A 15103-nucleotide genomic window follows, 5' to 3' on the forward strand; every position below is an offset into this window, starting at 1 on the left:
CCGTCGCGCATCAGCCGCGCAGCCTGACCAGCCGCCAGCGGTTGCTGCCGTCGGTGCGCTCGTAGGTGAGGTCGTCGAGGACCGCCTGGGCGAGCGCCAGCCCGCGGCCGCTCTCGCTGAGGTCGTCGGGCATGGAGACGCGCGTCAGGTCGACGACGGCGGGCTTCCCGTCGTCCTCGAACAGCGCCACGATGCGGTCGTGCTGGCAGATCACGGTCATGGTGAACGTCACGGGGTATCCCGCGCGCTCCCCCACCGAGACGCCGTGCTCGACCACGTTGCCCGCGATCTCCACCACGGCCGTCTCGAACAGCATCCGCTCCTCGTCGCTCACGTCGGACGCCTGGTCCCAGACCGCGGCGATCACGGCGTGCACCGCCGCGAGGCTCTCGTCCACCGCGGGCAGCGTGACGTTGGCGCGCACCGGCGGCGCGTGGTGCGTCATGCCCTCATCGGTCACGGAACACTCCCTCGGGCGACTCGTGCACCGTCAGCACGCGGTTGAGGTTCGTGAGCTCCAGGACCGCCTTCACCTGCGCGTTGGGGCGCGCGAGCCGGAGGTCACCTCCTGCCTGACGAGCGCGCTTGAGGCCGGACACGAGGGCGCCGAGGCCGGAGGAGTCCATGAAGTCGGTGCTGCCGAGGTCGACGACGACGAATGGCCGTCCGCCGTCGATGACCTCGGTGACGATGGCGGTGAGCTGGCGCGCGGAGACCATGTTGAGGCGACCGGTCGGCGTGACGACGCTCACGTGCGTGCCCTGCTCGTTGACTGCGATGTCGATCATGCGTCCTCCTTGGCCGGCGTGAAGCCCCGGTAGCGGGCCGCACGGATGATGATGCTGAAGATCGCCAGGTCGAATACGACCCAGGCGAGGTTGGTGAACGTGCCGAGCGGCGTCGCCTGCCCGACCCCGAGGCGCAGCAGTCCGATCGCCGACGCGACGATGAGCGCGCCGATCACGTAGAGCTGCGGCTTCACGAGGTCGTACCGCGGCTTCCCGCTCGCGGCGCGGACCTTCGGGGTGACCGCGAAGTCGAGGGGCTTGCGGAAGAACACGTTGGCCACGGCCGTGGTGACCGAGGAGATCCACACCGGGAACAGCGCGAGCGAGTACTGCTGGCCCCGCCAGGTGCGCTTGCCGCGGCCGACCACCGCGAACAGGAGCTGGTTTACGAGCAGGAACGGGATCAGCCGGATGAAGAAGTCCGTCGAGATCGCCTGCACCGGCAGCACGCCGAAGACGAGGTAGATGATCGGCGCGGCCACGTAGACGATCGCCGTGAAGCCGGAGAAGTAGCTCCACATCGTCGCGAAGTACATGAGGCGCTGCGGGATGGAGAGCGCCTTCTGCAGCAGCGGGTTCTCGCGGAAGAACACCTGGATCGTGCCCTGCGCCCAGCGGAGCCGCTGCGTGAGCATGGTCGGCAGGTCCTCCGGCGCCAGCCCGTACGCGAGGACCTCGTCGTGGTACGCCGACTTCCAGCCGAGCCCGTGCAGGCGCATGCAGGTTGCCATGTCCTCGGTGACGGAGATGGTGGCCAGCGGCATGATCGACTGCGCGTCGTCGTCGCGGTGCACGTCGATGTCGCGGACGATCGCGCGCACGGCGTCGAGCGCCCCGAGCGGCGACCAGTCGCGCTGCGCGAGGCGCGTCATGGCGCTCTCGTCGACGAGCGAGACCGCGTCGCGCTCGGCGGAGTGCCGTCCGGCCAGCGCGGCGATCTCGGCGAGGTCCGCGTTCAACGCGGCCATGTCGTCCTGCACCATGCGGGCGGCGATGGAGTCGACGCGCTTCTGGAAGCGGTAGGTCACGTCCGCCAGCGCCTGGCCGCGGCGGAGCTCGGCGCGGGCGCGGCGCACGTCGTAGGCGACGTCGTCGAGCGCCTTGCGCAGCTCCTGCTGGTCGGGCTCGAGCTCCTCGCGGGCCTTGTCGATCACGTCGCCCGCCGTCCGGAGCGCGCGGAACACGGTGATCTCGATGTCCGTCACGTAGCGCGAGACGCCGAGGAGCATGAGGGCCTCGCGGCGGAGGATCGCGTTGGAGCCGCAGAAGAACGCCGCGTTCCAGCCGTCCTTGCCCTGCTGGATGGGGCCGTAGAACAGCGGCGCCTGGCTGCCGAGCGGATCCGCGTCCGGCACGTTCACGAACACCTGCGGCGTCTGCACGAGCGCCATGCGCCGGTCGTCGAAGTAGCCGAGCGTCTTGTCGAGGATCTCGGGTGTGGGCACCTGGTCGGCGTCGAGGATGAGCATGAACTCGCCCTCGGTCGTGAGCAGCGCGTTGTTGAGGTTGCCGGCCTTGGCGTGGCGGGCGCGACCCGACCAGTCGGCCGAGCGGGTGATCCAGCCGATGCCCTCCGCCTCCGCGAGGTCGCGGAGCTCGGTGCGGTTGCCGTCGTCGAGCACCCACGTCTTGTGCGGGTAGGTGATGCGCTGGGCGGCGCGCGCCGTCTCCATCACGAGGTCGAGCGGCTCGTTGTACGTCGCGATGAACACGTCGACCGTGAGGCCCGGCTGCGGCGCGGGCGGCTTGGGCCGGTCGCGGGCGCGCCACATCGTGAGCCCGAACAGCAGCGAGTCGATGAGGCTGTACGTCTCCGCGAGCACGAGCGGGATCGCGATCCAGAGCGCCTCGGTGTTCACCGAGAACAGCAGCCGCCAGATGATGTAGTTCAGGCCGAGGATCGCCGTCACCACGGCCAGCAGGCGGATGAACGCGAACCGCAGCGGCGACCTCCCCGTGGTCGGTGCGCGGTGCGTCGAGCGGCTCACGCGCGGCTCACGGCGAGGACGGTCACGTCGTCGAGCGGCGTGCCGGCTGAGGCGAGGATGCGGACGCGCTCGACGAGCGCGTGCACGCCGCCTGCCTCGGTGACCAGGCGGCCGATCGACGCGAACGCGGGCGCGCTGCCGCCGAACATGTCGAAGAGGCCGTCGCTGAAGGTGACGAAGGTGTCGCCGCGCCCGAGCACGACGTGGCGCTCCTCCCAGCGGTGGTCGACGTCGATGCCGACCGGCAGGTCGCTCGTGTCCAGGTGGGTGACGCGGCCGTCCGGGTGGACGACGATGGTCAGCCCGTGTCCCGCGTCGGCGTAGCGGAGGAGGCCGGACGCCTGGTCGAGGTGGCCGTGCTGCAGCGTGACGAAGGATCCCGTGCGGTCGAGGTCGGCGTCGAGCGAGCGCGCCGCGTCGGTGACCATGAGGCCCGTGTCCTCGAGGACGCCCGCGCCGTAGCGGTCGGCGGTGCTCGCGATGCCGCGGAGGACGGCGCGGACGGTGGCCGTGAGGATCGCCGCGCCCGTGCCCTTGCCCATCACGTCGGCGATCGAGAAGCGGATGCCGGATGCGGTGCGCTCGTAGTCGTAGAAGTCGCCGCCCACGACCTGCGCGGGCACGCACACGGCGGCGATGTCGTAGCCGGGGATCTCGACCTCGGCGGCCGGCAGCAGCGCCATCTGGACCGCCTGGGCGCGCTCCATCTCCGCGTTCGCGATGAGCTCGCGCTGCGCCCACTCGGCGAGCTCGGCGAAGAGCGCGAGCTGGCCGGCGTCGAGACCGCGCGGCTCGACGTCGTACAGGCAGAAGGTGCCGACGACGAGGCCCTCGGGGTCCCGCAGCGGATGACCGGCGTAGAAGCGGATGTGGGGCTCGCCCGCGACGGTGGGCAGGTGCCGGAAGACGGGGTGGTCCCGCGCGTCCTCGACGACGAGGATCCGCTCCTCGCGCACCGTGGTGTCGCAGAAGACGGTGCTGATCGGCGTCTCCGAGAGCTCGGCGCCGGCGCACGACGCGAACCACATGCGGTCGTGGTCCGCGAGGCCGATGGTCGAGAGCGGCACGCCGAACGCCGTGCGAGCCAGGCGCGTGACCCGGTCGAAGCGCTCCTCGGGAGGTCCGTCGAGCAGTCCCAGGGCCTCCACGGCACGCTGCGACGCGCTCGACCGTGCGTCCTCGATCAGACTCATCCCCGCCCCCACCTCGCCGACGTGGACCCCCATCCACGACCCGATTCCACGGGCGCGCTCAGCTTACGTGCCCGGATCCATAGGGGACGTACTAAGTAGCGCTACGCGGATGACATGAGTGGTCGTCCCAGTGGTGGCGGTGGCGGCTGCTAGCTTCGGGACGAGGATCGGGGGATCGCATGGCATCAGAACGGCGACCGGAGCTGCCCTACCTCGACGGCATGCGGGGCGCCGCCGCCCTCGCCGTCGTCGCGTTCCACGCGTTCCTCTACACCGGGCTCAGCGGCCAGGCCTGGCGGGACCTGCCGCTCCTCGGCTGGATCACCGGCTACGGCTACCTCGGCGTGCCCGTCTTCATCGTCCTGTCCGGCTACGTGCTGATGCTCCCCGTCGCCGGCCGCCCCGGGCTCGACCTCCGGCACGGCACGGCGACCTTCCTCCGGCGCCGGGCCAGGCGGATCCTCCCGCCCTACTTCGCGGCCCTCGCGCTCAGCCTGCTCATGGCGCTCGCGATCCCCGTGATGCGCGACGGCGCCGGCACCGAGTGGGAGAGCGCGGCGCCCGCCACCCCCGCGGGCATCGTCTCCCACGTGCTCCTGCTGCAGGACCTCTCCCCCGCCTGGGTCAGCCAGGTGAACGCGCCGCTGTGGAGCGTCGCCGTGGAGTGGCAGATCTACTTCCTCATGCCGCTGGTGCTGCTGCCGCTCTGGCGTCGGTGGGGCGGGCTGCCCGTCGTCGCCCTCGCCACGGTCGCGATGACCGGCGCGTCCCTCGCCGGCTTCGCCCCGTGGGCCTGTCCCTGGCTGCTCGGCCTCTTCGCCGCCGGAATGCTCGCGGCCGAGCTCACCGTCACCGCGCGCCCGCGCTGGGCGTCCGACCGGCTGCTCCTCGCGGTGGCCGTGGGCGCCGCGGCCGTGCTGCTCCTCGGGATCACCGTGCTGCAGGGCAGCGTGTGGGCCGCGGAGCTCGTCGCCGGGGCGGGCTTCGCGTCCCTCCTCGCGTGGGCGGGCGGGCGCACCATGGCCGGATCCCGTCCCCGCGCGCTCGGCGCATTCGTCACCCGGCCGGCGCAGCGGCTCGGACTCGTCTCCTACAGCGTGTACCTCGTGCACAGCCCGTTCCTCGCGCTCGGGAACCTCCTGCTGCTGCCCCTCGGGCTGCCGACCGCCGCGCACGCCGCGGTGATGCTGCTGGTCGTCGCGCCGCTCGCGGTCGCGGCCGGCTTCGGCTTCTTCCACCTCGTGGAGCGGCACTTCCTCAACACACGGCAGGTGCACGTGACGGAGGCGGCGGTTCCGGATGCGGCGCGCGTCGTGCCCCGGCCCGAGGCCTGAGCAGCTCGCCTCGACGGTGCCCCCGCAGGGACTCGAACCCTGACCTGTAGCGATTTTAAGTCGCCCGTCTCTGCCAATTGGACTACGGGGGCGGCGCGCGATGCGCTCCCGACAGCCTAGGTGCCCGCATGGAGACCCCGGGCATGACGACGGCCCGCAGGCTGCTGCCTGCGGGCCGTCGTCGGTGGTGCGGGTGGATCAGGCCGAGGGCTTCTCGTCCGCGTTCTCCGCGCTGGGCGAGGAGCTGTAGCTGCCCGCGAGCGCCGGGGACTTCTCGCCCTCGGCAGGCGCGTCGGCCTTGTCGTCCGCGGCCTTCTTGGCGGGCGCCTCCTCCTTCTTCACGGGAGCGGCGGGCGCGGCATCCGCGGCCGGACGCGGGCGCGACGCGAACGTCTCGAACGCGGTGCGCGGGGTCTCGCGCGCCTCGAGCGAGACGATGTCGCGGCCCCAGACCAGGTTGTTCAGCCAGCCGGTGACGACGCGCGCCTTGCGCTCGAAGGACGGGATCGCGAGGCCGTGGTAGCCGCGGTGCATGACCCAGGCGGGGAAGCCGGTGATGCCGAGCTTGCCGGACTGGAACGCGCCCTGGTACAGGCCGAGGCCCGCGACGGCACCGAGGTTCTTGTGGAAGTAGTCGGTGATCCCCTCGCCGCGGATGCTCGCGGTGAGGTTCTTCGCCATGAGCTTGCCCTGGCGGACGGCGTGCTGCGCGTTGGGCACGCAGAAGCCGCCGACGCCGCCGCCCGTGAGGTCGGGGGTGGCCGCCACGTCGCCGGCGCCCCAGGCGTCCGCCACGATGCCGTCGTCGCCCTCGACGCGACCGTCGGCGCGCACGCGCAGTCGCCCGCGCTCCTCGATCGGGAGGTCGGTGTTCTTGAGCATGGGGCTGGCCATGACGCCGGCGGTCCAGACGATGACGTCGGACTCGAAGGACTCACCGGTCGACAGCTCGACGACGCCGCCGACGGCGGACTTGAGCTGCGTGTCGAGGTGCACGAGCGCGCCGCGCTCGGCGAGGTTCTTCAGCACCCAGTGGCTCGTCTCGAGCGACACCTCGGGCATGATGCGGCCCATCGCCTCGATGAGGTGGAAGTGCGTGTCCTCGAAGTCGATCTCGGGGTACTTCTTCACGAGGTCGGTCGCGATGCTGCGCATCTCGGCGAAGACCTCGATGCCGGCGAAGCCGCCGCCGACCACCACGAAGGTGAGGAGGCGCTCGCGCTCGGGGCCGGCGGGCAGGGTCGCCGCGCGGTCGAAGTTGGCGAAGATGCGGTCGCGGATGGCGACGGCCTCCTCGATCGTCTTCAGGCCGATGGCCTCGTCCGCGACGCCCGGGATCGGGAACGTGCGCGAGACGCTGCCCGCGGTGACGACGATGATGTCGTACGAGAACTCGTAGGGCTCGCCCACGGGCGGCGTGATGGTCGCGGTCTTCGACGCGTGGTCGATGCCGGTGACCTTCGCCGTGACGACGTTGGTGGTGCGGAGGTGGCGCCGCTGCGAGACGACCGCGTGGCGGGGCTCGATGGATCCGGAGACCACCTCGGGCAGGAACGGCTGGTACGTCATGTACGGCAGCGGGTCGACCATGGTGACCTCGGCCTCGCCGGATCGGAGGTGCGACTCGAGCTTCCATGCCGTGTAGAAACCGGCGTAGCCGCCGCCGACGATCAGGATTTTGGGCACGATGGATGACTCCCTGCAGGTTGTGGTCGAAATCAGGCTACCCCTTCCGGAGCAGCCGCCTGAAATGCCGCGATGCGACGACGGCCATGGCCGCCGCGAGCGCCGCGAAGACGGAGAGGACGAGGGCGGGGATCCCCACCTCGCGGAGCGTGCCGACGGTCGGCAGCGCGCCGGCAGCGGGGTCGGGGGTGGGGCCGCCGGCGGGCACCGCGGGCGCGGGGTCCGGAGTGGCGGATGCGGCCGGATCCGGCGTCGCGGCGGGCGCGCGGCGGTACAGGCGCACCCACTCGGCGAGGTCGCCCAGCGGCTTGCCGCTCGCGGGCGCGACGTCGGCCGTGACGGCGGCGGCCGCGTCGACGAGCCCGCGTCCGTAGATCTCCGGCTGCCCCTTCTGCCGGGCCGTGGCGAGCACGCGCTCCACCACGTCGTCGGCCTCGAGCTCCGGATGCGCGGCCCGCACGAGCGCGACCACGCCGGACACGAGGGGCGCCGCGCCGCTCGTGCCGCTCCACTGCACGTACCGACCGCCGGGCTCCACGCCCACGAGCTGCTCGCTGGGAGCGGCCACCGCGATGGTGATGCCCTGCGAGGACGCGTCGAAGCTCGCGGCTCCCGCGCGGTCGACGCCCGCGACCGCGAGGACGCCGGGGATCGTCGCGGGCGCGCCGACCTCGGTGGTGCCGCTCCCCCGGTTGCCGGCGGCCGCGACGACCACGACGTCGTGCTCGTACGCGTAGAGGAAGGCGCGGTCCCAGCTCTCCGGCCAGTCGAGCGAGTTGCGGGTGAGGGACATGTTGATGACGCTCGCGCCGTTGTCGACGGCCCAGCGGACGGCGTCGGCGATCTGCGCGTCCTCGTCGCGCGCGCCCGGGGTCGGGCCGCCGAGCGCGACAGAGACGCTGAGGACGCTCGCGCCCGGGGCGACGCCGATGACGCCGGATCCGGTGCCCGTGCCGCGGCCCGCGAGGAGCGACGCGACCATCGTGCCGTGCTCGCTCGAGGCGCCCACGGGCTCGGTGCCGTCCGCGGATCCGACTCCCGAGACGTCGGTTCCGCCCACGACCGCGCCGCGCAGGTCGGCGACCGACGCGTCGACGCCCGTGTCGATGACTGCGATCTTCACGCCCTCGCCGCGGGTGGTCTGCCACGCCTGCTCGATGCCGTAGTCCGCGAGCCAGTACTCGCGCTCCCGCACCGGATCCGCGTGGGCGGGCGTCGCGGTGGGCAGCACGGCGACGAGGGCGAGGATCCCCACGGCGGCCGCGCGCGCGACGCGGCGCCCGGACCGGGCCGGCGCCGGCGTGCCTGGCGCGGGGAAGCCGGACCCTGGGGTCATGGCGCGTCGTGGTCGGCGCACTCGCAGACGTCCGGCGACCAGGAGGCCCGGGCCAGCGCGATGTCGCCGATGGGGTTCACGCCGGGACCGGCCGCGAGCGCGTGGCCCGCGAGGGCGTGCAGGCACTTGACGCGCACGGGCATCCCGCCCGCGGAGACGCCCGCGAGCTCGGGCACCACGAGGATCGACTCGCGGTCGGCGAGGTAGGAGGCGTGGGCGGCCGCGTACGCGTCGCGCAGCGCCTCGTCCTCCGCGAGGTCGTCCTGCAGCTCGGCCATGACGTGCTCGGCCTCGAGGTGCGAGATGGCGGCGGTGGCCGCGGGGTGGCACAGGTAGTACAGCGTGGGGAACGGCGTGCCGTCGGTGAGGCGCGGGGCGGTGCTCACGACGGTGGGGTTGCCGCAGACGCAGCGGGCGGCGATGCCGACGACGTCGCGCGCGGGGCGGCCGAGCTGGGCGGTGACGACGCGCACGTCGCGCTCGGAGGGCGGGTCGAAGGGGGGACGGGTCACTGGTCGCCTCCCTGGACGGATCCCTGGAGCTGGTCGGGCGGGGTGTCGCTGAGGGCGCTGGTGAGAGCGGATCCGAGGAGGGCCTGCACCCAGTCCTGCTTCGTCTCCTGCAGGTCGGCGCTGATGGGCGCGCCGTCCGGCGTGGTGGTGGCGGCGTCGCCTGTCGCGGCGGGCAGCCCGCGGACGAGGTAGCTCGTCTCGCCTGGCATGACGTAGAAGAGGCGATCCCGGACCTGCGCCTTGAGGAAGGCCGGGTCGTCGTAGCGGGCGCGCTGGTCCTGGAGCTGGGCGATGGTGCCCTTCTGGGCGTCCACCGCGCTCTGCAGGCTGCTGAGCTGCTGCCGCTGCTCGAGGTAGATGCGGAGACCCGGGGCGAGCACCACCACCGTGAGGACGAGCAGCACGAGCACCATCACCGAGAAGCCGGAGAAGCGCATGCTGCGGAGCCAGTTGCCCGCGGGGGCGTCGCCGTCGGGCAGCGCCACGGGGACGCGCTCGGTGCGCGGACGCGGAGCGCGTCGGGCGCGGAGGGTGTCGAGGCCGGGGAAGCGGGCCATCGGTCCTCCTTCGTGTGCGGGTCGGGTCGTGAGGGGGTGGAACGGCGATCCGCCCGCGCCACGAGGGCGCGGGCGGATCGGCCGGGTCAGGCCTGGAAGCGCGGGAAGGCGCTGCGGCCGGCGTAGACCGCGGCGGCGCCGAGGTCCTGCTCGATGCGGAGGAGCTGGTTGTACTTCGCGACGCGCTCGCTGCGGGCGGGGGCGCCGGTCTTGATCTGGCCCGCGTCCACCGCGACCGCGAGGTCGGCGATGGTCGTGTCCTCGGTCTCGCCGGAGCGGTGCGAGAGCACCGTCGTGTAGCCGCTGCGCTGGGCGAGGCTGACCGCGTCGAGCGTCTCGGTGAGCGTGCCGATCTGGTTGACCTTCACCAGGATCGAGTTGGCGACGCCGCGCGTGATGCCGTCGGCGAGGCGCTTCGGGTTCGTGACGAACAGGTCGTCGCCGACGATCTGCACCTTGGAGCCGAGCTCGGCGGTGAAGTGGTCGTAGCCGGCCCAGTCGTCCTCGTCCAGCGGGTCCTCGATGGTGATGAGGGGGTAGGACGCGACGAGGTCGGCGAAGTACGCGGTGAGGTGCGCCGCATCCACCTTCTGGCCCTCGAACGTGTACGCGCCGTCGGAGAAGAACTCGCTCGACGCGACGTCGAGGCCGAGCGCGATCTGCTTGCCGGCCGTGAAGCCCGCGGAGTCGATGGCCTCCATGAGCAGGTCGAGCGCGGCGCGGTTGCTGTCGAGGTTCGGCGCGAAGCCGCCCTCGTCGCCGAGGCCGGTGGAGAGGCCCTTCTTCTTCAGCAGGCTCTTGAGCGCGTGGTACGTCTCGACGCCCCAGCGCAGGCCCTCGGAGAAGGTGGACGCGCCGACGGGGAGGAGCATGAACTCCTGGATGTCGACGTTGGTGTCCGCGTGCGAGCCGCCGTTGATGACGTTGAGCATGGGGACGGGCAGCGTGTGCGCGTTCGGGCCGCCGAGGTAGCGGTACAGGGGCAGCTCGGCCGAGTCGGCCGCGGCCTTCGCGACCGCGAGGGAGACGCCGAGGAGCGCGTTGGCCCCGAGGCGGGACTTGTTCTCGGTGCCGTCGAGCTCGATCATCGTGGCGTCGATGATGCGCTGGTCCGCGGCGTCGAGGTCCTGGATGGCCGGGCCGATCTCGTCGACGACGGCGGCGACGGCCTTCTGGACGCCCTTGCCCAGGTAGCGGCCCGCGTCGCCGTCGCGCAGCTCGTACGCCTCGAATGCGCCGGTGGATGCGCCCGACGGGACGGCGGCGCGGGTGAACGTGCCGTCCTCCAGGAGCACCTCGACCTCGACGGTCGGGTTGCCCCGGGAGTCGAGGATCTCGCGTGCGTTGACTGCTTCGATGGCTGCCACGGGATGGTCTCCTTGCGTTGCGGTGAGGGGTGGGAAGTCGGATCCATCCTAGCCGCGGGGTCATTCCGGGCCGCGGGCGGCGAGGCCCGCGCGCAGGTGTCGCGCAGGTGACGGATCAGCCGCGCGGGCCGCCGTCGAGCGGTCGCTCCTGGAGCGACGCGGCGTCGCCCGTGTCGGCGTCGACGGAGGCGAACGTGCGGAATCCCTGCTGCTTGAGCGCCTCGAGGAGCGGCGCGACGTTCTTCGGGCGCGGCTCCAGGCGCACGCGACGGCCGGATGCGACGAGCTCGGCCTTGAGGCGCGCGAGCACGGCGACCGGGGTGCGCCGGTCGTGCACGAGCGCGATGGCGTCGGCGTCCTCCGCCGCGGGCAGGACGGCCAGGTCGACGATGCGCTCGAAGCCGATGGAGAAGCCGGCCGCCGGCACGTCCTGGCCGAGGAAGCGGCCGATCATGCCGTCGTAGCGGCCGCCGCCGCCGACCGAGCTGCCGGACGCGGGGTGCGCGATCTCGAAGATCGTGCCCGTGTAGTAGCCCATGCCGCGCACGAGGGTCGGGTCGAAGCGGAGGGTGACGCCGTCGGGCAGGCCGACGAGCGCGTCCGCCAGGGTCTCGAGGTCGGCGGCCGCGTCGGGGTCGACGCCCGCGGGGAGGATCCCGGTGATCGCCTCGGTCGTGAGCGGCACGCCGCCGTCGGCGAGCGCGGGCTCGATGCGCTCGAGGATCCCGCCGAGCACGTCGGCGGCGTCGGCACCGCCCTCGGCGAGCTCCGCGACGACGCCCTGGGCCCCGATCTTGTCGAGCTTGTCGATGCTGATGAGCGCCTGCGCCTGGCGCTCCGGCGCGAAGCCGCACGCGTCGAGGATCCCGCGGAGGATGCGGCGGTCGTTCACGCGGATGGTGCAGCCCGTGAGCCCGAGGGCGGCGAGCGTGGCGGCGGTGGCGGAGATCAGCTCGACCTCGGCCAGCTGCCCCGCCTCACCGATGATGTCGATGTCGCACTGCATGAACTGGCGGTAGCGGCCCTTCTGCGGGCGCTCGGCGCGCCAGACGGGCGCGGCCTGGATCGACCGGAAGACGCCGGGCAGCTCCGCGCGGTGCGAGGCGTAGAAGCGCGCCAGCGGCACCGTGAGGTCGAAGCGGAGCCCGAGGTCGGAGAGCGCGAGCACGTCGCCGGCGTCGGCCGCGGCGTGCAGGTCGTCGCCCGAGAGGCCGCGCTTCAGCACCGAGTAGGCGAGCTTCTCGTTGTCGCCGCCGAGGCCCGCGTGCAGCCGGCCGGACTCCTCGACCACGGGGGTCTCGATCTCGTCGAAGCCGTGCGCGCGGTAGGTGCGGCGGATGATCGCGAGCGCCTGCTCGCGGCGGGCCTTCTCGGCGGGCAGGAAGTCGCGCATGCCGCGGGGCGGCGTGATCTGCTGGGGCATCCCCCGATTCTGTCAGGCGGCGGGCGGCCGCTCCGGCGCTGCGGGAGGACCCTGCTCCTCGGCCAGGTCGAGCCACGGCTGGATGCGCGGGGTGAACGCGTCGATGAGCGCCTCGAAGCCGCGCATGGCCCGGTCGCGGTCGCCCGAGATCACGAAGTCGAACTGGAGGCCGTAGGACCCGGCCTGCAGGAGGTCGGCCGTGTCGAGGGCGACGTCCTCCGGGACGCCGTGCGCCAGCATCCACTCCAGCCCGAACCGGCGCCACGCGGTGACGCTCGCGATGGCGTGCGGCCGGACGACGCCGTCGCGCGTGCGGAGGAGGGCGGCCTCGAACTCGAGGCGCTGGAAGTCGCGGTTCACGTCGGTGAGGCGCCAGCTCCAGGCCCGGGTGATCCACTCGCGGAGCTCGCCGGGTCCGATCTCGCGCGGATCGCCCTCCACCATCTCCGCCTGGCGGTGGTCGATGGCGTCCATCGCGGCCTCGAGCAGCCGCTCCTTGGACCCGAAGTGGTAGACGAGCACGAAGGTGCTCTCGCCGAGCGCGTCGGCGAGGCCGCGGAAGGTCACCGACTGGAGCGGGTGCGCGCGCAGGTGGTCGAGGATGTGGGCCAGCAGGTCCTGGCGGCGGTGCGGATCCGGGGCTGCCACGCCTCACCATAACAACCGTGATGGACATGCGGCGAAGGCCGTTACCGTGTGATCGCCCAGATCTGTCCGCCGTCTCCTTCGGGTGGAGGCGACGGACGTGGCCGCTCGGGATCGGGTAAATCCCGGGCGATGCCCCCGCGGGCCGGAGCTCGCCTCAGGCGGTCCGGCCCGCGCCGGGGGATGCGTCGTGGGCGTCGATCCCGTCGTCGCCGAGCTCCGCCGTCTGGAGCTCCGCCGTCTGGATCTCCGCCGTCAGCGACCGCAGCGTCGTCCGCAGCGCGCGCTCCGCGTCGAGCCCCCGCGACCGCGCCGAGACCACGACCGCGAGCAGCAGCCGGCCGAGGTCGTCCTCGTCGTCGACCGGGATCGCGGCCGGCGCGCCAGCCTCGAGCAGCCCGACCCGCTCCGCCCGGCCGAGCAGCTTGTCGGCGAGCGCGAGGGACGGCATGCTCATCGGGATCCCGTCGACGACGCTCGTGCGCGCCGCCTTCTCCTGGTCCTTGGCGGCGCCCCAGACGCGCAGGACCTCCTCGACGGTGTCCGCGCGCTCGTCGCCGAAGACGTGCGGGTGGCGGCGCACCATCTTCTCCGTCGCGGTGCGGGCGACGTCGGCGAGGTCGAACCCCTCGCCCTCGGTGCGCGCGATGTCGGCGTGGAAGACGACCTGCAGGAGCACGTCCGCGAGCTCCTCGCGCATGCCGGGCACGTCGTCGGTCTCGATGGCCTCGACCAGCTCGTGGCTCTCCTCGAGGAGGTACGGGACGAGGCTCCGGTGCGTCATCTCCCGGTTCCAGGCGCAGCCGTCGGGTGCGCGGAGGACGGCCATCGCGGCGGCGAGCTCGGCGACGGCGGCGGATGCGGGCTCGGATCCCGATGCGGTGGCGGATGCGGACGGGGACGCGGGCTCGCTCATCCCGCCATCCTCGCACCGGGCCGCCGGTAGGCTGAGGGTCGGTGTGCCGGGAAGTCTGGTCGGCGGCGGGTGACCGTCTCCCCCATTCCCGACCCCGGAAGGCCCAATGACCTCCCTCATCCGCTCCGAGCGCGTCGCCGCCGGGCTCCTCCTCCTCGCCGCCGTCGTCGGCCTCGTCGTCGCGAACACGCCGGCCGGTCCCGGCCTCATCGCGTGGGCCGACGGGCACCTGGCGATGCCTGCGATCGGCGTCGACCTGTCGCTCCGGCACTGGGTCAGCGACGGCCTGCTCGTCGTCTTCTTCTTCATCGTCGCGGTCGAGCTCAAGCACGAGTTCCTGGCCGGCGGCTTGAACAGCGTCTCCGCGGCGCTCGTGCCCGCCATCGCCGCGGTCGGCGGCGTGGTGGTGCCCGCGGGCGTGTACCTCGCGATCACCGCGGGCAGCGGCTTCGAGCGCGGCTGGCCCGTGCCTACCGCGACCGACATCGCCTTCGCGCTGGGCGTCCTCGCGGTGTTCGGCCGCGGCCTGCCCGCGGCCGTGCGCGTGTTCCTCCTCGCATTGGCGGTGCTCGACGACCTCATCGCCATCGGGATCATCGCGGTCTTCTTCACGACCGACCTCGCGATCGTGCCGCTCGTCGTCGCCGTGTTCGGCGTCGTGCTCTTCGCCGTCGTCGGCCGCCTCGGCGTCGGGCGCACGGGCGCCGCGCGGATCGCCGTGGTCGCGCTGCTGGTGCTCATCGCGCTCGTGACGTGGTGGGCGACGCTCTCCTCCGGGATCCACGCGACCATCGCGGGCGTCGCCCTCGGCTTCGCGCTCCCCCGCCTCTCCGGCCTCCGCGCGGCGCATGCGCTGGAGCCGTTCTCGAACGGGATCGTGCTGCCGCTCTTCGCGTTCTCGGCCGCGCTCGTCGCGATCCCCGCGATCGGGCTGGCGGAGCTCGCGCCCGCGTTCTGGGGCATCGCGCTCGCGCTGCCGCTCGGCAAGCTCGTGGGAATCACCGCGGGCGGGCTGCTCGGCGCGTGGGTCGCGCGCCGCCGCGGATCCGCCGGCGGCCTCGCCGTGCCCGACCTCGTGACCGTGTCGCTCCTCGGCGGCATCGGGTTCACGGTGTCGCTGCTGATGAGCGAGCTCGCGTTCGCGGGCCTCGATGAGGTGCGCGACGAGGGCACGCTCGCGGTGCTGCTGGGATCCGGCGTGTCCATCGTCGCGGCAGCCGTCACGCTGTCGATCCGCAGCCGCCGCGCCCGCCGCGACGGCACCCCCGCGGACGGGGACGCGGATGGGGACGACGCGACACGGGACGACTTCCCGGCGCACGTCGACGGCGGACCGGCGCGCGTCTAGGCGCAGCCCG

Annotated in this window: 14 protein-coding genes and 1 tRNA gene; 2 read left to right on the forward strand and 13 right to left on the reverse strand. The window is 72.9% G+C overall.

Annotated features, from left to right (window positions below):
* Nucleotides 1–10 precede the first annotated feature (10 nt).
* From KYT88_RS11730 to KYT88_RS11745, 4 genes are read right to left on the reverse strand one after another with little or no spacing between them, the layout of a single operon-like run.
* A complete protein-coding gene (locus KYT88_RS11730) occupies nucleotides 11–460 on the reverse strand; it encodes an ATP-binding protein (RefSeq protein ID WP_237583660.1) in 450 nt (149 codons plus the stop codon).
* Nucleotides 450–788, reverse strand: coding sequence for an STAS domain-containing protein (locus KYT88_RS11735; protein WP_043588647.1), 339 nt, complete (start codon nucleotides 786–788; stop codon nucleotides 450–452). The genes KYT88_RS11730 and KYT88_RS11735 overlap by 11 nt, the downstream gene beginning before the upstream one ends.
* A complete protein-coding gene (locus KYT88_RS11740; protein WP_043588650.1) occupies nucleotides 785–2776 on the reverse strand; it encodes a glycosyltransferase family 2 protein in 1992 nt (663 codons plus the stop codon). The genes KYT88_RS11735 and KYT88_RS11740 overlap by 4 nt, the downstream gene beginning before the upstream one ends.
* On the reverse strand, nucleotides 2773–3969 hold the full coding sequence (locus KYT88_RS11745) for a PP2C family protein-serine/threonine phosphatase (RefSeq protein WP_051629446.1): 1197 nt from the start codon (nucleotides 3967–3969) through the stop codon (nucleotides 2773–2775). The genes KYT88_RS11740 and KYT88_RS11745 overlap by 4 nt, the downstream gene beginning before the upstream one ends.
* Nucleotides 3970–4148: 179 nt before the next feature.
* On the opposite strand from KYT88_RS11745, the gene KYT88_RS11750 reads away from it, so the two are divergent.
* Nucleotides 4149–5303, forward strand: a complete 1155-nt coding sequence (locus KYT88_RS11750; RefSeq protein ID WP_043588652.1) for an acyltransferase family protein — start codon at nucleotides 4149–4151, stop codon at nucleotides 5301–5303.
* A 17-nt stretch (nucleotides 5304–5320) separates the two neighbouring features.
* Here KYT88_RS11750 and KYT88_RS11755 read toward each other — a convergent pair.
* The 9 genes from KYT88_RS11755 to KYT88_RS11795 form a co-directional block, all read right to left on the reverse strand.
* Nucleotides 5321–5395 (reverse strand) — tRNA-Leu (locus tag KYT88_RS11755).
* A 106-nt stretch (nucleotides 5396–5501) separates the two neighbouring features.
* The gene (locus KYT88_RS11760) at nucleotides 5502–6989 is read right to left on the reverse strand and encodes an NAD(P)/FAD-dependent oxidoreductase (protein ID WP_043588654.1); all 1488 of its coding nucleotides are present in this window, start codon (nucleotides 6987–6989) and stop codon (nucleotides 5502–5504) included.
* Nucleotides 6990–7026: 37 nt separating this feature from the next.
* Nucleotides 7027–8325 carry a S8 family peptidase gene (locus tag KYT88_RS11765; protein ID WP_051629447.1) on the reverse strand — a complete coding sequence of 433 codons (1299 nt, stop codon included), beginning with the start codon at nucleotides 8323–8325 and terminating at the stop codon, nucleotides 7027–7029.
* The gene (locus KYT88_RS11770) at nucleotides 8322–8837 is read right to left on the reverse strand and encodes a DUF501 domain-containing protein (RefSeq protein WP_043588656.1); all 516 of its coding nucleotides are present in this window, start codon (nucleotides 8835–8837) and stop codon (nucleotides 8322–8324) included. The genes KYT88_RS11765 and KYT88_RS11770 overlap by 4 nt, the downstream gene beginning before the upstream one ends.
* Nucleotides 8834–9394 carry an FtsB family cell division protein gene (locus KYT88_RS11775; protein ID WP_043588659.1) on the reverse strand — a complete coding sequence of 187 codons (561 nt, stop codon included), beginning with the start codon at nucleotides 9392–9394 and terminating at the stop codon, nucleotides 8834–8836. The genes KYT88_RS11770 and KYT88_RS11775 overlap by 4 nt, the downstream gene beginning before the upstream one ends.
* An 86-nt stretch (nucleotides 9395–9480) precedes the next feature.
* A complete protein-coding gene (eno, locus tag KYT88_RS11780) occupies nucleotides 9481–10761 on the reverse strand; it encodes a phosphopyruvate hydratase (protein WP_043588661.1) in 1281 nt (426 codons plus the stop codon).
* 115 nt (nucleotides 10762–10876) lie between these two features.
* Nucleotides 10877–12184, reverse strand: a complete 1308-nt coding sequence (gene hisS, locus KYT88_RS11785; protein ID WP_043588663.1) for a histidine--tRNA ligase — start codon at nucleotides 12182–12184, stop codon at nucleotides 10877–10879.
* A 12-nt stretch (nucleotides 12185–12196) separates the two neighbouring features.
* Nucleotides 12197–12832, reverse strand: a complete 636-nt coding sequence (locus KYT88_RS11790) for a TetR/AcrR family transcriptional regulator (RefSeq protein ID WP_043588665.1) — start codon at nucleotides 12830–12832, stop codon at nucleotides 12197–12199.
* A 154-nt stretch (nucleotides 12833–12986) separates the two neighbouring features.
* Nucleotides 12987–13745 (reverse strand): nucleoside triphosphate pyrophosphohydrolase, encoded by a 759-nt coding sequence (locus KYT88_RS11795; protein WP_043588667.1) that lies wholly within the window; start codon nucleotides 13743–13745, stop codon nucleotides 12987–12989.
* A 106-nt stretch (nucleotides 13746–13851) separates the two neighbouring features.
* On the opposite strand from KYT88_RS11795, the gene KYT88_RS11800 reads away from it, so the two are divergent.
* Complete coding sequence (locus tag KYT88_RS11800) at nucleotides 13852–15093, forward strand: Na+/H+ antiporter NhaA (RefSeq protein ID WP_043588669.1); 1242 nt, start codon at nucleotides 13852–13854, stop codon at nucleotides 15091–15093.
* The last annotated feature ends 10 nt before the right edge of the window (nucleotides 15094–15103 follow it).

The sequence above is a fragment of the Clavibacter sp. A6099 genome (genome assembly GCF_021919125.1).
GTDB classification, from domain to species: domain Bacteria; phylum Actinomycetota; class Actinomycetes; order Actinomycetales; family Microbacteriaceae; genus Clavibacter; species Clavibacter seminis.

Bases quoted from the DNA above. Each gene is read 5' to 3' on its own strand.
- KYT88_RS11800 (WP_043588669.1), top strand. From the start codon at position 13,852: ATGACCTCCCTCATCCGCTCCGAGCGCGTCGCCGCCGGGCTCCTCCTC.
- KYT88_RS11765 (WP_051629447.1), bottom strand. From the start codon at position 8,325: ATGACCCCAGGGTCCGGCTTCCCCGCGCCAGGCACGCCGGCGCCGGCC.
- KYT88_RS11775 (WP_043588659.1), bottom strand. From the start codon at position 9,394: ATGGCCCGCTTCCCCGGCCTCGACACCCTCCGCGCCCGACGCGCTCCG.
- hisS (WP_043588663.1), bottom strand. From the start codon at position 12,184: ATGCCCCAGCAGATCACGCCGCCCCGCGGCATGCGCGACTTCCTGCCC.
- KYT88_RS11795 (WP_043588667.1), bottom strand. From the start codon at position 13,745: ATGAGCGAGCCCGCGTCCCCGTCCGCATCCGCCACCGCATCGGGATCC.
- KYT88_RS11745 (WP_051629446.1), bottom strand. From the start codon at position 3,969: ATGAGTCTGATCGAGGACGCACGGTCGAGCGCGTCGCAGCGTGCCGTG.
- KYT88_RS11735 (WP_043588647.1), bottom strand. From the start codon at position 788: ATGATCGACATCGCAGTCAACGAGCAGGGCACGCACGTGAGCGTCGTC.
- KYT88_RS11750 (WP_043588652.1), top strand. From the start codon at position 4,149: ATGGCATCAGAACGGCGACCGGAGCTGCCCTACCTCGACGGCATGCGG.